17 protein-coding genes are annotated in these 17,782 nt (G+C 71.6%); 7 read left to right on the top strand and 10 right to left on the bottom strand.

What is annotated here, in order from left to right:
- Nucleotides 1-10: 10 nt before the first annotated feature.
- Nucleotides 11-721, bottom strand: a complete 711-nt coding sequence (locus ACLBWX_RS09670; protein WP_055947774.1) for a response regulator transcription factor — start codon at nt 719-721, stop codon at nt 11-13.
- Nucleotides 722-1,062: 341 nt separating this feature from the next.
- Between ACLBWX_RS09670 and ACLBWX_RS09665 the strand changes: the two genes are divergently transcribed.
- A complete protein-coding gene (locus ACLBWX_RS09665) occupies nt 1,063-1,857 on the top strand; it encodes a HugZ family pyridoxamine 5'-phosphate oxidase (RefSeq protein WP_447676848.1) in 795 nt (264 codons plus the stop codon).
- Nucleotides 1,858-1,956: 99 nt separating this feature from the next.
- Here ACLBWX_RS09665 and ACLBWX_RS09660 read toward each other — a convergent pair whose 3' ends face one another.
- From ACLBWX_RS09660 to ACLBWX_RS09650, 3 genes are all read right to left on the bottom strand, one after another.
- Complete coding sequence (locus ACLBWX_RS09660; RefSeq protein WP_447676847.1) at nt 1,957-2,211, bottom strand: hypothetical protein; 255 nt, start codon at nt 2,209-2,211, stop codon at nt 1,957-1,959.
- 268 nt (nt 2,212-2,479) lie between these two features.
- A complete protein-coding gene (locus tag ACLBWX_RS09655; protein ID WP_447676846.1) occupies nt 2,480-3,835 on the bottom strand; it encodes an ATP-binding protein in 1,356 nt (451 codons plus the stop codon).
- Nucleotides 3,832-4,578 (bottom strand): response regulator transcription factor, encoded by a 747-nt coding sequence (locus ACLBWX_RS09650; protein WP_447676845.1) that lies wholly within the window; start codon nt 4,576-4,578, stop codon nt 3,832-3,834. Before ACLBWX_RS09650 ends, ACLBWX_RS09655 begins: the two co-directional genes overlap by 4 nt.
- A 299-nt stretch (nt 4,579-4,877) precedes the next feature.
- Here ACLBWX_RS09650 and lepA point away from each other — a divergent pair, with 299 nt between their 5' ends.
- The 3 genes from lepA to ACLBWX_RS09635 all read left to right on the top strand — a co-directional run bounded on the left by lepA (nt 4,878) and on the right by ACLBWX_RS09635 (nt 8,498).
- The gene (lepA, locus tag ACLBWX_RS09645) at nt 4,878-6,683 is read left to right on the top strand and encodes a translation elongation factor 4 (RefSeq protein WP_447676844.1); all 1,806 of its coding nucleotides are present in this window, start codon (nt 4,878-4,880) and stop codon (nt 6,681-6,683) included.
- A 29-nt stretch (nt 6,684-6,712) separates the two neighbouring features.
- A complete protein-coding gene (locus ACLBWX_RS09640) occupies nt 6,713-7,567 on the top strand; it encodes a glycosyltransferase family 2 protein (protein ID WP_447676843.1) in 855 nt (284 codons plus the stop codon).
- Nucleotides 7,568-7,793: 226 nt separating this feature from the next.
- Entirely contained in the window at nt 7,794-8,498 is a 705-nt protein-coding gene (locus ACLBWX_RS09635; RefSeq protein ID WP_447676842.1) for a L,D-transpeptidase, read from the top strand.
- A 26-nt stretch (nt 8,499-8,524) separates the two neighbouring features.
- On the opposite strand, the gene ACLBWX_RS09630 is transcribed toward ACLBWX_RS09635, so the two are convergent.
- From ACLBWX_RS09630 to ACLBWX_RS09610, 5 genes are all read right to left on the bottom strand, one after another.
- A complete protein-coding gene (locus ACLBWX_RS09630) occupies nt 8,525-9,580 on the bottom strand; it encodes a diguanylate cyclase domain-containing protein (RefSeq protein WP_447676841.1) in 1,056 nt (351 codons plus the stop codon).
- A gap of 155 nt (nt 9,581-9,735) precedes the next feature.
- Nucleotides 9,736-10,167, bottom strand: coding sequence for a hypothetical protein (locus ACLBWX_RS09625; RefSeq protein WP_447676840.1), 432 nt, complete (start codon nt 10,165-10,167; stop codon nt 9,736-9,738).
- A 144-nt stretch (nt 10,168-10,311) separates the two neighbouring features.
- Entirely contained in the window at nt 10,312-10,698 is a 387-nt protein-coding gene (locus ACLBWX_RS09620; RefSeq protein WP_447676839.1) for a hypothetical protein, read from the bottom strand.
- 66 nt (nt 10,699-10,764) lie between these two features.
- Nucleotides 10,765-12,624 carry a methylmalonyl-CoA mutase family protein gene (locus ACLBWX_RS09615; protein ID WP_447676838.1) on the bottom strand — a complete coding sequence of 620 codons (1,860 nt, stop codon included), beginning with the start codon at nt 12,622-12,624 and terminating at the stop codon, nt 10,765-10,767.
- 168 nt (nt 12,625-12,792) lie between these two features.
- The gene (locus tag ACLBWX_RS09610) at nt 12,793-13,596 is read right to left on the bottom strand and encodes an undecaprenyl-diphosphate phosphatase (RefSeq protein ID WP_056467894.1); all 804 of its coding nucleotides are present in this window, start codon (nt 13,594-13,596) and stop codon (nt 12,793-12,795) included.
- 252 nt (nt 13,597-13,848) lie between these two features.
- Between ACLBWX_RS09610 and ACLBWX_RS09605 the strand changes: the two genes are divergently transcribed.
- From ACLBWX_RS09605 to ACLBWX_RS09595, 3 genes are all read left to right on the top strand, one after another.
- Nucleotides 13,849-14,541 (top strand): glutathione S-transferase family protein, encoded by a 693-nt coding sequence (locus ACLBWX_RS09605; RefSeq protein WP_056466467.1) that lies wholly within the window; start codon nt 13,849-13,851, stop codon nt 14,539-14,541.
- An 89-nt stretch (nt 14,542-14,630) separates the two neighbouring features.
- The gene (queG, locus tag ACLBWX_RS09600) at nt 14,631-15,776 is read left to right on the top strand and encodes a tRNA epoxyqueuosine(34) reductase QueG (protein WP_447676933.1); all 1,146 of its coding nucleotides are present in this window, start codon (nt 14,631-14,633) and stop codon (nt 15,774-15,776) included.
- A gap of 10 nt (nt 15,777-15,786) precedes the next feature.
- Nucleotides 15,787-16,647 (top strand): SDR family oxidoreductase, encoded by an 861-nt coding sequence (locus tag ACLBWX_RS09595; protein WP_447676837.1) that lies wholly within the window; start codon nt 15,787-15,789, stop codon nt 16,645-16,647.
- 7 nt (nt 16,648-16,654) lie between these two features.
- On the opposite strand, the gene ACLBWX_RS09590 is transcribed toward ACLBWX_RS09595, so the two are convergent.
- A complete protein-coding gene (locus tag ACLBWX_RS09590) occupies nt 16,655-17,701 on the bottom strand; it encodes a GNAT family N-acetyltransferase (protein WP_447676836.1) in 1,047 nt (348 codons plus the stop codon).
- Between the last annotated feature and the right edge of the window lie 81 nt (nt 17,702-17,782).

Genomic DNA, 17,782 nt, shown 5'->3' with positions numbered 1-17,782 from the left:
GGGCGGGCGCTCAGCTCTCCTTGAAGCGGTAGCCGACGCCGTAGAGCGTCTCGATCATGTCGAAGCTCGTGTCGGTCACCTTGAACTTCTTGCGCAGGCGCTTGATGTGGCTGTCAATGGTCCGGTCGTCGACGTAGACCTGGTCGTCGTAGGCCGCATCCATCAGGGCGTTGCGGCTCTTCACGACGCCGGGGCGGTGCGCCAGCGCCTGCAGGATCAGGAACTCCGTCACCGTCAGGGTCACGGGCTCGCCCTTCCAGGTGCAGGTATGGCGCTCGGGGTCCATCATCAGGAGCCCGCGCTCCAGGGAGCGCGCGGCGGCATCGGCCTCGCGGGCGGCGGCGCCCGGGCCGTCCTTGGGGGCGAAGCGCCGGAGCACGGCCTTGACGCGCTCGACGAGGAGGCGCTGCGAGAACGGCTTATGGATGAAGTCGTCGGCGCCCATCTTGAGGCCGAACAATTCGTCGATCTCCTCGTCCTTCGAGGTCAGGAAGATCACCGGAAGGTCGGATTTCTGCCGCAGACGCCTGAGAAGCTCCATCCCGTCCATGCGCGGCATCTTGATGTCGAAGATCGCGAGGTCCGGCGGGGAATGCTTCAGGCCGTCGAGCGCCGAGGCGCCGTCGGTGTAGGTCTGGATGCGGTACCCTTCCGTCTCGAGCGCGATCGAGACGGAGGTGAGGATGTTTCGGTCGTCGTCCACGAGGGCGATGGTCGGCATGCGCGTGTCCTGTTGCTCGGATGCGGCTCGGCGGACGTCTGATGGCGCCAGCCCCTCCGCATCCCACCCCGTCCCCCGTCGCGGACGGCGGGCAGAGATCGGCAAAAACGCGGTGGCGACCGTGCCGGGGAGGCGGGCCGCGTTCGCGCGGAGAGTCAGGCTGTGTAATGGCTATGTGCTGAAAAAGCGAGCGACCTCGGTCGTTTGTTCGTTTCCGGCTTGACTGATGCCAACGGGCCGCAGTCCGGCGCTCTCGTACGAGGGGCCGGACCCTGGCTATGATCCCCCGGCTGAACGCGGCCTGAGCACCTGTCCGCGGGCACCGATTCGAGGGACTCTTCATGGCCGAGGGCGAGACCAGGACCGGGGGGGAACGGCGCGGGCCGGCGGCGCCGCTGCCGGCGGCCGAGGCGCCGTTCGATGCGATCGGGCTGGCCCGCCACCTCCTGCGCAGCATCCGCTCGGGCGCGCTCGCCACCCTCGACCCGGAGGACGGCACGCCCTTCGCCTCGCTGGTGACCATCGCCACGGATGTGGACGGCACGCCCCTGATGCTGCTCTCGCGGCTCTCGGCCCATACCCGCAACCTGCTGAAGGACCCGCGCGCCTCGCTGCTGTTCAGCGCCGGCGGCAAGGGCGACCCGCTCGCCCATCCGCGCCTGACCGTGACGGGACGGGTGACCCAGACCATGGAGCCGCGCGCCCGCGCCCGCTTCGTCGCCCGCCACCCGAAATCGAAGCTCTACGCCGATTTTCCCGATTTCGGGTTCTTCGCCCTGGAGCCCGCGGCCGGGCATCTCAACGGCGGTTTCGCCAGGGCCGCGGTGCTCACCCCAGACGAACTGCGCCTCGATCTCGCCGGCGCCGAAACCCTGGTGGCCGGAGAGGCCGGCGCCGTCGAGCACATGAACGCCGACCATGCCGACGCCCTCGCGCTCTACGCGGTGGCGGCCGGGGCGGAGCCGGGTCCCTGGCGCCTCACCGGCCTCGATCCGGAAGGCATGGACCTCCTCACCGGAGACCGGACCGCGCGGGTGCTCTACCCGGAGCCGGTCCGGGAGATGGGAGCCCTGCGCAAGGTGCTGGTGACGATGGCCGCGCAGGCCCGGGCGGGGGACGCGCCGAGCGCGGATTGATCCCCTCCGGCCGCCGGCCCGGTCGGCGGCCGTCCGAGGGCATCGGGGCCGCCGCCCCGATGCGTCGGCGGGCGGGCGCCGGCGCGCCCGATCGCGGGCCTACTTCTTGTCGTGGCTGTGACCGTGGGCGTGCCCGTCATTGGCCGAGTGCACGGGCTTGCCGTCCTTGGTCACTTCGCGGCTCTCGCTGACGCGCGGGTCGTCGCGATGGGCCGGACCGCCCGAGACGGTGCCGGTATTGGGCACGGAGACCGACGGATTGGCGGCATTGCCGTGGCCGTCGATGGCGGAGGCCGGACCCGCCAGCGCGGTCATGAGGGCGACCGAGAGCAGGGTGAGCGTGGTGCGGGTCATCGTGATCCTCGTCTGGGCGCAGCCCCGTCGGCTGCGGTGAGGGTGGAGATGGCCCGGCCGTTCGACCGCCGTGTGCCGGGTTCGTGACGAAGTGTGTCGATCCGGGTCCCGGCGACGGCGCGTGACGGGGCGGGGTCGCTTCCGCCGCGGGCGCGCTGTCCGCCTCGTCCTCGGTCTCACCGGGATCCGGCGGACGATCGCCGCCCCGCCGCGCGGGCGGGCCGCGATGGGTCGGGCTCATCGGGGTCGGGCTCATCGGGGTCGGGTGTCAGCCGGGCGGACGGGGCAGGACGATGCGCACCCGCAAGCCGCCGCCGGCCCGGTTCTCGAGGTCGATGCGCCCGCCCTCGGCCTCCACGACGCGCCGGGCGATCGTCAGCCCGAGACCGGTTCCGCCGCTGTTCCGGTTCCGCGAGCCTTCGAGGCGGGTGAAGGGCGCGAAGGCCCGCTCCGCCGCGTCCGGCGGAATGCCGGGGCCGTCGTCGTCGACGCACAGCACGAGCGTCGAGGCCTCGACCGCGAGGTGCAGGCGGGCGCGATCCCCGTAGCGGACGGCGTTGTCGACGACGTTGTCCAGCGCGCGCCGGAGGGCGACCGGGCGGATCGCCGCGAGGACCCGGCCGGGTCCGTCGTAGCGGATCGCCTGCCCGGCATCCTGTCCCGCATCGGCGATGCTCATCAGGAGGCTGGCGACGTTGGTGACCCGGCGCGCCTCCGGGTCGGAATCGCCGCGCAGATAGGCCAGCGTCGAGTCGATCATGGCCAGCATGTCGTCGAGGTCGGATTCCATGCCCCGCCGCTCGGGCGCGTCGCCGAGCCCGTCGAGCCGCAGGCGCAGGCGCGCGATCGGGGTGCGCAGGTCGTGGGAGACGGCGGCGAGCGCCTGGGTGCGCTCGGTGAGGAGATCCTCGATCCGCGCCTGCATGCCGTTGAGGGCGCGGGCGATCTCGCGGGTCTCGTCCGGCCCGGCCTCGGGCACGGGAACCCGCCGGCCGTGACCGATCAGGCCGGTCAGGCGCGTCAGGCCGCGCAGGGGGCCGGCGATCCGGTGCATCAGCAGCACCGCCGCGAGGCCGACGAGGACGGCCATGGCGGTCGCCAGGGAGGCCCAGGGGTTCCGCAGGGCGAGGCTCGGCGCATGGGCGGAGCGGAAGGTCAGGGCACTCCCGTCCGGGAGCACCAGCGTCCCGGCGAGATCGTTCCGGTGGAGGGGATCGTCGCCCCCCTCCAGCGCCAGGGCGAGGCCGCCGCCGAGACTGGGGTCGAGGGCGGTCAGACGGTCGCGCAGGGGCGCGAGGGGCGGATCCATCCGCGACCGGTTCGGCGCGATGGTCTCGGACCATCCGATCTCGAAATGCGGATTGGACAGGGCCTTCGCCTCGGCGTCCCGCTCCGCCGGCGGTCGCCGCATCACGGCCTCGCGGGCCAGGGCGAGCTGCGTGGCGACTTGGGCCGCGAAGGCCTCGTCGGCCGCCGCGGCGGCCGACTGGCGATAGAGCAGCAGCGCCCCTCCATGGACCGCCAGGATGGCGACGAGCAGGACCGCGACCGTGCGGGCCTCGAGGCTTCGGGCGAGGGGGCGCAGGCGGCCGGCGAACGACCCGCCGACGGGCCGGGGACTCATGCGCGTTCGACCCGGGTCGCCAGCATGTAGCCCGACCCCCGCACCGTCTTGATCACCGGCTGGCCGCCCTCGGGGGGATCGAGCTTCCGCCGCAGCCGGCTGACCAGGGTGTCGACGCTGCGGTCGGAGGGCGAGCCCAGACGGGCGCGCGACAATTCGAGGATCTGCTCGCGGCCGAGGACCCGTCCCGGATGGTCGAGGAACACGAGGAGGAGGTCGTACTCCGCGCCCGAGAGATCGACCCCGGCCCCCTCCGGATCGACGAGCGCGCGGCTGCGCAGATCGAGCCGCCAGCCTGCGAAGGTGAGGGTCGCCTGGCCGCGCGCGGCGAGGGGGGCCGGCGCGGCGACGGAACGGCGCAGGACGGCGCGGATCCGGGCGAGCAGCTCGGGGCGCCCGAACGGCTTGGCGATGTAGTCGTCGGCGCCGAGCTCCAGGCCGAGCACCCGGTCCGCTTCCTCGCCGCGCGCGCTGACGATGATCACCGGCACCCGGGACCGGGACCGCAGGGTGCGCAGCAGGTCGAGGCCCGAGGCGCCGGGCAGCATGACGTCGAGGAGAATCAGGTCGACGCCGGCCTCCGGCAGCAGCCGCCACAGCTCGGCGCCGCTCCGGCATCCGGTGACCCGGAAGCCGCTCTCGCGCAGGGCGCGGGTCACCAGCATGCGCATGCCGTCATCGTCCTCGACCAGGAGGACGTGGCCCGCCTCCGGCATCGGACCGGCGTCCTCGTTCGGGATCATGGCTCGACCTCGTTCGGTTGCGGGAAGGGGCGTCACCTCGGGACCAGCCGGAAATCAGGCGTGGCCGCAAGCGCGTTCCGCGGGCCCGCTGTGCGAGCCCGTTCCGCGAGCCCGTGCCGGTCCGGGTCCCGGCGCCGCGTCGTTCGCCCGGGTCCCTGAGACATCGCCGGGCTCGCCCTGCGCTTGGCGCGGGGGACGGGCGCTGCTATCTGCGGCGTTCAAATTCTTCACCCCCTTATGACCGTGCGCCGGGTCCGTCCGATGACGGCGGGCCGCGCGCGCCGGAGATCGCATCCTCGATGACAACGACCCCCATCGACAACATCCGCAATTTCTCCATCGTCGCGCATATCGACCACGGCAAGTCGACGCTCGCCGACCGGCTGATCCAGACCACCGGCACGGTGGCCCTGCGCGACATGAGCGAGCAGATGCTCGACTCGATGGACATCGAGAAGGAGCGCGGCATCACCATCAAGGCGCAGACGGTGCGCCTCGAGTACAAGGCCGAGGACGGCAAGGACTACGTCCTCAACCTGATGGACACGCCCGGCCACGTCGACTTCGCCTACGAGGTGTCGCGCTCGCTCGCCGCCTGCGAGGGCTCGCTACTGGTGGTGGACGCCTCCCAGGGCGTCGAGGCGCAGACGCTCGCCAACGTCTACCAGGCGCTCGACGCCAACCACGAGATCGTCCCCGTCCTCAACAAGATCGACCTGCCGGCGGCGGAGCCCGAGCGCATCCGCGCCCAGATCGAGGAGGTGATCGGCATCGACGCCTCCGAGGCGGTGGCGATCTCGGCCAAGAGCGGCCTCAACATCGAAGCGGTGCTGGAGGCCATCGTCACCCGCCTGCCGCCGCCCAAGGGCGACCGCGACGCGCCCCTGAAGGCGCTCCTCGTCGACAGCTGGTACGACGTCTATCTCGGCGTCGTCGTGCTGGTGCGCATCGTCGACGGCGTCCTCAAGAAAGGCATGAACATCCGCATGATGCGGGCCGATGCCGTCCACGGCGTCGACAAGATCGGCGTGTTCCGGCCCAAGATGGCCGATATCGGCGAGCTCGGCCCCGGCGAGGTCGGCTTCTTCACCGGCTCGATCAAGGAGGTGGCCGACACCCGCGTCGGCGACACGCTCACGGAGGACAAGCGCCCCTGCGAGGAGATGCTGCCGGGCTTCAAGGACGTGCAGTCGGTGGTGTTCTGCGGCCTGTTCCCCGTGGACGCGGCCGAGTTCGAGACCCTGCGCAGCGCCATGAGCAAGCTCCGGCTCAACGACGCCTCGTTCTCCTACGAGATGGAGACCTCCGCCGCGCTCGGCTTCGGCTTCCGCTGCGGCTTCCTCGGGCTGCTCCACCTGGAGATCATCCAGGAGCGCCTGGAGCGCGAGTTCAACCTCGACCTGATCTCCACGGCGCCTTCCGTGGTCTATCGCCTGCAGATGACGGACGGTTCGCTCAAGGAGCTGCACAACCCGGCCGACATGCCGGACGTGATGAAGATCACCGCCATCGAGGAGCCCTGGATCCGCGCCACCATCCTCACCCCCGACGAGTATCTCGGCGGCGTGCTGAAGCTCTGCCAGGACCGGCGCGGCACCCAGGTCGACCTCAACTACGTGGGAAAACGCGCCATGGTCGTCTACGACCTGCCGCTGAACGAGGTGGTGTTCGACTTCTACGACCGCCTGAAGTCGATCTCGAAGGGCTACGCCTCCTTCGACTACCACATCTCCGACTACCGCGAGGGCGAACTCGTGAAGATGTCGATCCTGGTCAATGCCGAGCCGGTCGACGCCCTCTCGATGCTGGTCCACCGCACCCGCGCCGAGCATCGCGGCCGGGCCATGTGCGAGAAGCTGAAGGATCTCATCCCGCGCCACCTGTTCCAGATCCCGGTCCAGGCGGCGTTGGGGGGCAAGATCATCGCCCGCGAGACCATCAAGGCCCTGTCCAAGGACGTGACCGCCAAGTGCTACGGCGGCGACATCTCGCGCAAGCGCAAGCTCCTCGACAAGCAGAAGGAGGGCAAGAAGAAGATGCGCCAGTTCGGCAAGGTCGAGATCCCGCAGGAGGCGTTCATCGCCGCCCTGAAGATGGACGATTGAGCCGGCCCGTCCGGAAAGGGGACTCCCCGTTGGACCCGAACGCGCCCATCCCGCTGACCGTCCTGATCCGGACGCTGAACGAGGCGGACCGCATCGAGGCGGCGATCCGCTCGGCCCTGCCGCTGAAGTGCGAGATCCTCGTCATCGACGCGGGTTCGACGGACGCGACCGTGTCCATCGCCCAATCCCTCGGCGCGCGGGTGGTGGTGAACCCCTGGAAGGGGTTCGGGCCGCAGCGGCGCTTCGGCGAGGCGCTCTGCGCCCACGACCACGTCTTCAGCGTCGATGCCGACGAGATCCTGACGCCGGAGATCGTCCGGGAGATCCGGGGGATCTTCCTGGCGCCCAAAGTCCCGGGCCGGATCCCGGCGCTGATGATCGTCCGCAAGGCGATGGTGCTGCCCCACCACGCGCGTCCCTCGCCCTGGGCCTTCTGCACCGAGAACGTCTACCTCTACGACCGGCGCGTCGCCCGCACGACCGACAACCCGAACTGGGACAAGCTCGCGATCGGCACGGACGAGAAGCCGGTGACGATCCGGTCCGTGGTCTGGCACCACACCTTTCGCGATTGGAACCACGCCATCGCCAAGTCGAACTACGTCGGGCAGCTCGCCGCCGACACGCAGCCCATCGGCTCGCGGTTCGAGACCGGCCTGCGGCTGGTGTTCGAGTACCCCCTGAACTTCCTGAAGTTCTACCTCCTGCGGCGCTTCTTCCTCGCCGGCCTCGACGGCTTCGTGATGGCGAGCGTGCTCGCCTATGGCCGCTTCATCCGGATCGCGAAGATGCACGAGGCGACCCGCGGCCAGCCCTCGACGGGGCTGCCCTTCCTGCGCCGGGCCAAGCGCCCCGCGCCGGACGCCCCGGCCGGACCCGGCTGAGGCGGCGACCCCGGCCGCGCGCCGCCGTCCCCAGCCGATCGCGGCCGCCGGATCGCCCCGGCCACATCCGCGACGCATTCCCCCTGCTCCTGATCGCGGTTGACCCCCGCCCCCGGCGCCCGGCTTGCCGGGCGGATCGGGGCGCGGCACGGTCGGCTTGGCCATACGCGTCGCGGTTCCGCCGAAGGATCGGCCCATCGCGCGACGGAACGACGGGACGTCCGGGATGATCAGGGACACGGGGAATGCCGCCCACGGCACGGCGGATGCGGGGTCCGGCGGGCGGACGGGCTTCCTGAGCCGCCGCGCCTTCCTGGCCGGCACCGGGGCGGGTCTCGGCGCCCTCGGGCTCGCCGGCTGCGTCTCCTCCGACGGCGCCCTGCGCGCCGAGGCGGCCAGGACCTACGGCCCGATGCCGGGCGAGAAGTTCCCGATCCCGGCGACCGACATCAGCAGGCTCGATCCGAAATACTTCCGCCGCACGGTCCCGTACGAGACCCGGGAAGCCGCCGGCACGATCATCGTCGATCCGGCCAATTACTACGTCTACCGCGTCGAGGGCGACGGGACCGCGACCCGCTACGGCGCCAATGTCGGCCGCGACGGCTTCCGGTGGAGCGGCGACGCCTATGTCGGGCGCAAGTCCGAATGGGCGACCTGGACCCCGCCCAAGGAGATGATCCGGCGCCAGCCCGAGGCGGCCAAGTACGCCCGCGGCATGCCCGGCGGCCTCGACAACCCCCTCGGCGCCCGCACGCTGCACCTCTACCAGAACGGCGCCTACACGCTCTACACGATCTACGCCTCGAGCGAGCCCGACACGATCGGCTCGGGCATCACCAGCGGCTGCGTCGGCCTGCTGAGCCAGGACATGATCGATCTCTACGCCCGCACGCCGGTGAAGACGAAGGTCGTCGTCCTGCCGGCCTGAGGGCGGCCCCTGCGCGACGGACGGGCTCAGCGCGGCGCGGCCATCCGCAGGGTCCCGCGGCCGGCCGCCTTGGCCGCGTAGAGGGCCGCGTCGGCGTCGCTGAACAGGTCCGCGGGCGCCGACCACGCCGCCCGCGCGATGCCCACGGAGGCGCCGAAGCGCAGGCGCCGGCCGCCGTGGAGGACGGGCTCGTGCAGGGCGGCGACGATCCGCCGGCCGAGCGCCTCGCAGAGGGCCGCATCGGCCTCCCGCCGGAGCAGGACCGCGAACTCGTCCCCGCCGATCCGGGCGACGAGGTCGGCCTCGTGGCAGATCTCGCGCAGCCGCCGGGCCGCTTCCCGCAGGCAGGCATCGCCCACGGCGTGCCCATGGGTGTCGTTGATCGCCTTGAAGCCGTCGAGGTCGACCAGCATCAGCGCGCCGGTCTCGGAAAGCTCCGCCAGCCGGCCGTCGAACACCGTCCGGTTGGCGAGGCCCGTCATGCCGTCGAACTCGGCGAGGCGGCGCGTGCGGTCCGCCAGCAGCTTCTGCTTGGTGATGTCCTGCTTGAACCCGAACAGGCGGACCGGAACGCCGCCTTCCGCTTCCACCGTCGCGGTGATCCGGATCCAGCGCCGGCTGCCGCGCCGCGCGACGATCTCGGATTCCAGGGTGAACGAGGACCGGCGGCCGATGGCCTCCGCCCGCACCGCCTCGAGCTGGCGGCGCGCCTCCGCGGTGTAGCAGGCGAGGGTGTTCCGGCGGATCAGTGCCGATCCGCGCGGGAACTCGAAGAGGTCGTAGACGCCCCCGCTCCAGGACAGCGTCTCGCTCGGCAGGTCGCAGTGCCAGAGGCCGATCCCCGCCTCGGCAGAGGCCCGCTCGAAGACGCGCGTCCGGTCGGCGAGGGCATCGGCCTGACGTTGGATCAGGGCCGCCTGGGCGGCGAGTTCGCCGCGCAGCGCGAGGATCGTCGCGGTGTCGTGCCAGCGCTGCGCCGCCGCGGCGTCGACGGCATGGGTGGCCACGCGGAGGGCGGCGGAGGCCAGGCGTCCGCGACGCGGTATCCGCAGCGGATCGGTGGGATCACCGGAAGACGTCAAGGGTCGTGCCCCGTTCGAGCCGAGGCACGAGACCCGAATCGCGCGAAGATCGCCGTCAGCGAGCTCCCCGGTTCCGAGATGTCCTCAGGTGCCCACGATAGGGGCAGCCAGGTTAACGGAGGTTAACCGCCGCCGCGCGTCCTGTCACGCTTCGCCTATTCGGCGGTCTTGTCCGCGTCCTGGGCCTCGGCCTTGTCGACCGGCGGCTCGGCACTCGCGACGGACTTGCGCTCGAGCATCGGCTGCAGGCGCTCCGCCAGCTGCTGTCCGAGGTGGCGGGTATAGGCGTTCTGGAAGTAGCGGGCGCCGGTGCCGCGGCCGTAGAGCCGGTCATGGGCCTGGATCATCGCGTCGACTTCCGGGCGGCACAGGAAGCCGGTGACGCCGGCGGCCTCGTACCAGCGGCCCGCCCGGGCGTGCCGGGTGGCGGCCGGATTGGACAGCACGGTCTCGGCGAAGCACGCCGTCGCCGACCGCTCGAGGGGCGACATCACCGCGTGGGGTTGGGCCGGATTGCGCCCTGCCGCCTGCGCCGCGGCGCCCCATCCCAAGGCCGTCACCAACGCGCCGAACAGCAAAGCCTTCATCGTCGGAAGCCCCGTGCGAACTCGATCTCGATCCGACGCGAGTATTCACCAGGGATTGGGTCCGGAGAAGGGCGGAAGTCCGGCACTCCGGCGTCGGACGACGATCGGCGCGCGGTTGTGGCGCGCTCATCACAGGGTGGCCCGTCAGCCCCGGCGCTCGGCGTTCCAGCGCCCGCTGCAGGCGATCAGGCCGGTGGTGGTCCAGGTGCCGTTGCCGGTGCCCGAGCGGCCGAGCCGCCCGACCACGTCGGCGGCGTCGCTTCCGCGGGAGATCACGGCCCGCACGGCGCCGCTCTGGGAGACCCGCCCGTTGATGTTGAACTCGCCGCCGGCATAGCTCGCCTCGCCCCGCCGGATCTGCACGCCGTAGCGATAGGCCCGGTCGCAGGGGCCGTCGAGGGTGACCACCTCGATGCTCCAGGTGCCGTCGTAGCGATTCGGCACCTGGACCTTCTTCTTGGCGGCGTCGGCGACCCCGGCGGAGGCGGTCAGGAGGGCGAGGGTGGTCACCGCGAGGGCTGCGCGTCGCATGGCATTCCGTTCGTGTTTCGACTCGACTGGGCCGAGAACGAGCAGGGCCGCCCGTCGGTTGCGTCCCTACGCGTTCGTCGCGTGCGCCAGCGCTCCCGTGAGCAGCGCCAGGACGTCGCCGCCGGCATGGAGCTCGCCGTCGACGCCGGCCGCCTTCAGGGGCTCGGCGAGGTCGCCCGCCTTGCCGGCGAGGTACAGGGTGGCGGCGCCCGCGGCCTTCAGCGCCCGGGCGGCCTCCACCGCGTGGGCGGCGTAGAGGGCGTCGGAGGAGCACAGGCAGGCGATGCGGGCGCCCGAGGCGCGGAACGCCTCCGCCAGGGCCGCCGGATCGGTGAAGCCCTCCTGGTTCACCGCCTCGATGCCGCCGGCCGCGAAGGCGTTGGCGGCGAAGGTCGAGCGGGCGTTGAAGACCGCCACCGGACCGAGATTGGCCAGGAACACCGAGGGGCGGCGGCCGCTCGCCGCGAGCGCCGCGTCGGAGGCGTCGCGCAGGGCCTCGTAGGGCTCGGCGAGGCGCAGGGACGGCAGGGGCGTGCCGGTCATGGTCTGACCGCGGCCGAAGCCGGCGGCCGGGGGCGCCGCCACGGGGGCGACCTCCAGCACCGTGACGGGCTTCTCCGCGAGGTAGGGGAACTCGCTGGCGCCGGTCAGGGCCTCGCGCCGGGTGGCGACGTTCCGAGCGCGGGTCGCCCGCGTCGCGGCGATCCGCTTCTGGATCGCGCCGGTCCGCAGGCTGGCGACGATGCCGCCCTCGTCCTCGATCTCCTGGAAGGCGGCCCAGGCGGCCGTGGTCAGCTCGCCCGTCAGCGTCTCGAAGCTGCCGGCGCCGGCGGCCGGGTCGGCGACGCGGGCGAGGTTCGATTCCTCGATGAGGACGATCTGGCTGTTGCGCACCACGCGCCGCGCGAAGGCGTCGCTCAGGCCCAGAGCCGCCGTGTAGGGCAGGGCGGTGATCGCGTCGGCGCCGCCGAGGCCGGCCGAGCAGGCGGCCATGGCGGTGCGCAGGATGTTCACGAAGGGATCGCGGCGGGTCATCATCCGCCAGGCGGTCTCGGCATGGAGGCGCAGGGGCCGGGGCGCGAGGCCGCAGGCCGATTCCACCCTGGCCCAGAGCCGGCGCATGGCCCGGAACTTGGCGATGGTCAGGAACTCGTCGGCATCGGCGGTGAGCAGCACCGCGACGGCATCCCGGGCGCGCTCCAGCGGGTGCCCGTCGGCCTCCAGGGCGCGCAGGTAGTCCACGGCGGTGGCGAGCACGGCCGCGAGTTCGGCGGCCTCGCTGGCTCCGGCCTCGTGATAGGGCCGGCCGTCGGCGAGGCAGGCGCGTCCCGTGAAGCCCTCGGCGTCGAAGGCCGCGAGGGTGCGGCCGATCTCGGCGCCGTAATTCTCCGCCAGGGACCCGCCGGCGGCGAGGGTGCCGACGGGGTCGAGGCCGAGGTCGAGGTCGAGGCCCTTCAGGGTCTCGCCGCGGGCCTTGACCACGTCCTTGATCAGGAAGGCGGCCTCGATCCCGCGCGCGCCCGCATCGAGGCGGGCGGCGATCAGCGGCAGCATCACGTTGCCGAGAGCCGCGTCGAGGTCGGCGGCGTTCGTGGCGGTGAGGCCGTAGCCGCGGGCGGCGGGGGCGCCGGCGAAGACCAGGGCGAGGGCGTCGGTACCGCCCTCCAGGTCGGCGAGGGCGAGGGCGCTCGCCTGGGTTCCGTCCGGGTGGTCGACCCGCTGGGACACGCGCCACGGGCTGGGCGCCCGCACGGGCTGCGCCACCGGCGCGGCCGCGTCGTAGAGGGGCTCGATGCGGATGCCGTCGGCGGTCTTCGAGACGAGGCGCTTCTCGAAATCCCCGCCCTTCAGGACGCCGTCGACGAGGCCGAGCCAGCGCTCGCGGGTCGCGGGCGGAAACAGGTCGGCGAGGGGACGGTCTTCCATCGGGGTTGGCCTCCGCATGTGCTCGGCTCCGGCCGAACCGCTCGGCCGGAGCCGAGCGCGGCCGGGCCGTCTTTGCGGACAGCCCTTGCACGAGGCGGCGCGCGGACGCAATCGCCTCGCCCGGCTGTATTCTTTATCCCGGCCGATCCGGGGATCGGCCTCCGCGCTTCAGCCGAAGAGGATCAAGCCGGCGAAACCGAGGGAGCCGACGATGATGCGCCACCAGGCGAACAGCCGGAACCCGTGCGAGGCGACGTAGTCGAGCACCGTGCGCACCACGATGAAGGCCGAGATGAAGGCGACGATGAAGCCGATGATGATCAGGCCGGTGTCGTCCCGCGAGAGGTTCTTGTAGTTGTCGAGCAGGTCCTTGGCGAAGGCCCCCGCCATGGTGGGGATCGCGAGGTAGAACGAGAACTCGGTGGCCGAGCGCTTGTCGGCGCCCATCAGCATCGCGCCCACGATGGTGGCGCCCGAGCGCGACACGCCCGGGATCATCGCGATGCACTGGAACAGGCCGATCTTGAAGTCCATCGGCAGGGTGAAATCGAAGACGTCGCGCTTCTTCACCTCGAGTTCGGTCTCGTCGAGGACGAGCAGGACGATGCCGCCGGCCACCAGGGTCGCGCAGACGATCCAGGGGTTGAAGAGGTAGTACTTGATGTATTTCGAGAAGAGGCCGCCGATGATCGCCGCCGGCAGGAACGCCAGCAGGATGCCGAGGACGAAGCGGCGCGCCTTGGGGTCGTTGGGCAGCGACAGGGTGATGCCGAGGAGCCGGCGGAAATAGACCGCCAGGATCGCCAGGATGGCGCCGAGCTGGATCAGCACCTCGAAGGTGTTGTTGGGCGATTCGAAGCCGATGAAGTGGCCGACGAGGAGCTGGTGCCCGGTCGACGAGACGGGGATGAACTCGGTCGCCCCCTCCACCACGGCGAGCACGACCGCCTTCGCGATGCCCATCGCATCCATCATCTCAGCGCCTCGACGGTTGGGGTGTTTCGTGGGACCGGGCCGGCCCGAAGCGGGTGGTGCATCCACCTTCCGCGGCCTTCGCGGATCGGGGCCGATCCGTCAAGGTTGACGGATGGTTATCGCCTTCGCGACGAGCGTGTTAATGAGGCGGCAACCATCGGGCCATAAGTGTCATCGCTGCCGACCCTCCTCGCGGGGTCTCGACGCGGCCCGTCCCCCGGCAAACCCTCCCCGTGCGAAACGGCCTCGATGGCGACGCTTTACCACTCTCCCTTCTGCCCGCATTCCCGCTTCATCCGCCTCGTCCTGTCCGAAATGGGCATGGAGCCGACGCTGATGGAGGAGCGTGCCTGGGACCGGCGCGAGGCCTTCCTGCTGATCAACCCGGCCGGGACGACGCCGGTGCTGGTGGAGCAGACCGGGCTCGCCGTGCCGGGGGCCGGCATCATCGCCGAGTATCTCGACGAGACCCGCGGGCTGGGCCTGAGCGGCCGGCGCCTCCTGCCCGAGACCACGGCGGCCCGGGTCGAGGTGCGCCGCCTGCTCGACTGGTTCCTGGTCAAGTTCAACGCCGAGGTGACCGAGTACCTCGTCACCGAGAAGATCTCGAAGCGCTTCATGAACAGCGCCAACGGCGGCGGTCCGCCGGACATGAACGCCATTCGCGCCGCGCGCACCAACGTGCGCTACCACATGAAGTATATCGGCTACCTGATGTCCCGCCGGAAATGGCTGGCGGGCGACCATCTGACCTATGCGGATCTCGCGGCGGCGGCCCACCTGTCGTGCGTGGATTATCTCGGCGACGTGCCATGGGACGAGGACGAGACGGCGAGGGACTGGTACGCGCGGGTGAAGTCGCGCCCGTGCTTCCGCACCCTGCTGGCCGACCGGGTGCCGGGCATGGCTCCGGCGGACCATTACGCGAACCTAGATTTTTGAACGCACCGCCGCAGGCGCGCGCCGCGAGCCGAGCGCCGCAGGCATCCGCCGCGAAAAAGGCGCCGCGAAAGATCCTCGCGGGCGCCGACCTGCGCCGGGCGGTCGAGGCGCGCGCCCGCCTCCTCGGCTTCGAGGCCGTCCGCGTCACCCGGCCGGACGCGGTCCCCGAACTCCAGGCCCGGCTGCCCGCCTGGCTCGCCGCCCGGCACCACGGCGGGATGGACTGGATGGCCGAGCGCGCCGACCAGCGCGCCGACCCCGCCACCCTGTGGCCCGGCGTCCGCAGCGTGGTCATGCTCGGCATGAATTACGGCCCCGCGGCCGACCCCCTCGCGGTGCTGGCGCGGACGGACCGGGGTGCCATCGCGGCCTACGCCCAGCGGCGGGACTACCACGAGGTGGTCAAGGGCAAGCTGAAGGAACTCGGCGGCTACCTGTCGGCCAAGGGCGACGTCCGCGTGAAGGTCTTCGTCGACACGGCGCCCGTGATGGAGAAGCCCCTGGCGGCCGCGGCCGGCCTCGGCTGGCAGGGCAAGCACACGGTGCTGGTCTCGCGGGCGCTCGGCAACTGGCTGCTGCTGGGCGCGATCTACACCTCCGCCGAGCTGGAGCCGGACGCGCCCGAGTCCGACCATTGCGGCTCGTGCCGGCGCTGCCTCGACATCTGCCCGACCGACGCCTTCCCGGCGCCCTACCAGCTCGATGCCCGCCGCTGCATCGCCTACCTCACCATCGAGCATGCCGGGCCGATCCCGACGGAGTTCCGCGCCGCCATCGGCAACCGGGTCTTCGGCTGCGACGACTGCCTGGCGGTCTGTCCCTGGAACAAGTTCGCCGCCACGGCCGCCGCGGGCCGCATGGCCGCGCGCGCAGACCTCGCCGCTCCGCCCCTGGCCGACCTCGCCGGCCTCGACGAGGCGGCCTTCCGCGCGCGCTTCGCCGGCACGCCGGTCAAGCGCACCGGGCGCGACCGCTTCCTGCGCAACGTGCTCATCGCGATCGGCAACTCCGGCCAGCCCGCGCTCGCCGGCGCCGCGGAGGCGAACCTCGCCGATCCGTCGCCCCTGGTGCGCGGCATGGCGGTGTGGGCCCTCGGCCGCCTCGTCGCCCGGTCGCGGCTGCGGGACCTTTTCAACGCCCGGGGTTTGGGCGAAACCGACGACGCCGTCCGGGCCGAGTGGCGCCTCGCCCTCGACCCCGCCGGCCCCGAGACGACAGGACCCGCCGCTCCATGAATCGCTTGACATGAATCTGTTCGTCTTCGGCCTCGGCTTCACCGCCCGCCGCTTCGTGGCGCGCGCCCGCGACCGCTTCGACACGGTGCGCGCCACGGTCACCGATCCGGCGCGGACCGGGCCCGGCGACATCGCCGAGCTTCGGGCCTTCGGACCCGATTCCGACGACCCCCGCATCGCCGCCGACCTCGCCGACACGGATGTGCTCCTCGTCTCGGCCCCTCCGGTCCGCGACCTCGACACGACCCTCGCGGTATACCGCGACGCGATCGCGAACAGCCGCATCGGCTGGATCGGCTACCTCTCCACCATCGGCGTCTACGGCGATCACCACGGCGACTGGATCGACGAGGACACGGCCCCGAGCCCGGTCAGCGGCCGCTCGCAGGGCCGCCTCGCCGTCGAGGCGGCCTGGCTGTCCCTCGGGCGCGAGACCGGCAAGCCCGTCCAGGTGTTCCGCCTCTCGGGCATCTACGGCCCGGGCCGCAACCCGATCGTGAAGCTGCGCGAGGGTAAGTCGCAGCGGATCATCAAGCCGGGTCAGGTGTTTAACCGCATCCACGTGGACGACATTGCCACGACGCTGCTGGCCTCGATCGACCGGCCGCGTAACGGCGCCGTCTACAACGTCACCGACGACGAGCCGACGCCGCCGCAGGTGGTCACCGAATACGCCGCCAAGCTCGCCGGCCTGCCGCTGCCGCCGGAGGTCGATTTCGAGACCGCCGATCTCAGCCCGATGGCGCGCAGCTTCTACGGCGAGAACAAGAGGGTGCGGAACCACCGCATCCGCCAGGAGCTCGGCGTCGACCTCGCCTATCCGACGTACCGGGAAGGCCTCGCCGCCCTGGTGGCGGATGCGCGGACCTGAGACCCGCTCAGGCCGCCTGCCGATTCGCTGGCACGCCGAAATGGTCGCGATAGCGCGCTGCGATGGCCGAGACGGGCAGCACCACGAAGACGTCGGTGGTGCCGAACTGGCGGTCCACCACCGCCCCATCGCCGAAGGTGGCCCCGACGCGCAGGTAGCCCTTGATCAGCGGCGGCAGCGCCTGTAGCGCCGCCTTCGGGTCGACGGCCTCGCGCGCCAGGCGGTTCATCGCGACGTAGCGCTCCGGCAGGGCGCGGGCGCACCATCCCTCGGCGGCGCGGGCGTGGTGATGGAGGAAGCTCAACGGCAGGGCCAGGCGCTCGGGGTCTGTCCCCTCCAGGCTGGCGCAGCCGAGCATGGCGTCGATGCGGTGATGCTGGACATAGGCCCAGATGCCGGCCCAGAGCAGTTCCACCGTCCGCTTGGTCCGGTAGGGCTTGAGAACGCAGGAGCGTCCGAGTTCGAGGAAGCGCGCGCCCGGATTGGAAGCCATCATCGGGGCGATGTCGTACTCGCCAGCGGTGTAGAAGCCGAAATGGCGGTCGGCCGCCTCCTGGCGCAGGAGCCGGTAGGTGCCGACCACCTTCGGTCGGGTCCGGCCGAAAGGCTTGTTTGCGAAGGGTGAGGCATCCACGGCGGCGTGATCGATGACGAGGAGGTGATCGCAGATCGCGTCGTAATCGTCGATGTCCCGCCGCGACAGCATCGCGAGTCCGCTCGGGATGGCCGACATCTCCTCGTAGAACACCCGGTAGCGCAGGCGCTGTGCCCGCCGGATCTCGGAGACCGTCGTGGCGAGCCGCACTTCCAGGGTGCCGATGCGGCCGAGCGTCGGCGCCAGGCCGGGCGCGGCCAGGGGCTTCCTGAGACGGGGCTTGAACCGGATCGGCGCCGTCCCCGGCGGAAGCAGCAGGCCGCGCGGATGAAAGGCGGGCAGACCGGCACGGCCCGCCTCGGCGGTGCGCTGCTTCAGCCTGGCGAAAGGGGCGTGCACGTGCGCCTCCCAGCCATTGAGCCACGCCGTGGAGGCATCGCGCGCGAAGTTCGGGACCATCGTCCAATCCGCCCTGTCGGGACACCGAGGCGGCTCCGCGGGAGCCCCTGGCCTCGTGCCTTCGGGAGGTCACAAAATCAC

Source organism: Methylobacterium sp. M6A4_1b (assembly GCF_053345175.1).
Note: the sequence above shows the minus strand (reverse complement) of the source record. Positions and strands in the feature narration are given on the sequence as shown.

Excerpts from the sequence above, each read along its gene's own strand:
- ACLBWX_RS09670 (WP_055947774.1), bottom strand. The coding sequence starts at position 721 with ATGCCGACCATCGCCCTCGTGGACGACGACCGAAACATCCTCACCTCC.
- ACLBWX_RS09665 (WP_447676848.1), top strand. The coding sequence starts at position 1,063 with ATGGCCGAGGGCGAGACCAGGACCGGGGGGGAACGGCGCGGGCCGGCG.
- ACLBWX_RS09660 (WP_447676847.1), bottom strand. The coding sequence starts at position 2,211 with ATGACCCGCACCACGCTCACCCTGCTCTCGGTCGCCCTCATGACCGCG.
- ACLBWX_RS09655 (WP_447676846.1), bottom strand. The coding sequence starts at position 3,835 with ATGAGTCCCCGGCCCGTCGGCGGGTCGTTCGCCGGCCGCCTGCGCCCC.
- ACLBWX_RS09650 (WP_447676845.1), bottom strand. The coding sequence starts at position 4,578 with ATGATCCCGAACGAGGACGCCGGTCCGATGCCGGAGGCGGGCCACGTC.
- lepA (WP_447676844.1), top strand. The coding sequence starts at position 4,878 with ATGACAACGACCCCCATCGACAACATCCGCAATTTCTCCATCGTCGCG.
- ACLBWX_RS09635 (WP_447676842.1), top strand. The coding sequence starts at position 7,794 with ATGATCAGGGACACGGGGAATGCCGCCCACGGCACGGCGGATGCGGGG.
- ACLBWX_RS09625 (WP_447676840.1), bottom strand. The coding sequence starts at position 10,167 with ATGAAGGCTTTGCTGTTCGGCGCGTTGGTGACGGCCTTGGGATGGGGC.
- ACLBWX_RS09620 (WP_447676839.1), bottom strand. The coding sequence starts at position 10,698 with ATGCGACGCGCAGCCCTCGCGGTGACCACCCTCGCCCTCCTGACCGCC.
- ACLBWX_RS09615 (WP_447676838.1), bottom strand. The coding sequence starts at position 12,624 with ATGGAAGACCGTCCCCTCGCCGACCTGTTTCCGCCCGCGACCCGCGAG.
- ACLBWX_RS09610 (WP_056467894.1), bottom strand. The coding sequence starts at position 13,596 with ATGGATGCGATGGGCATCGCGAAGGCGGTCGTGCTCGCCGTGGTGGAG.
- ACLBWX_RS09605 (WP_056466467.1), top strand. The coding sequence starts at position 13,849 with ATGGCGACGCTTTACCACTCTCCCTTCTGCCCGCATTCCCGCTTCATC.
- ACLBWX_RS09595 (WP_447676837.1), top strand. The coding sequence starts at position 15,787 with ATGAATCTGTTCGTCTTCGGCCTCGGCTTCACCGCCCGCCGCTTCGTG.
- ACLBWX_RS09590 (WP_447676836.1), bottom strand. The coding sequence starts at position 17,701 with ATGGTCCCGAACTTCGCGCGCGATGCCTCCACGGCGTGGCTCAATGGC.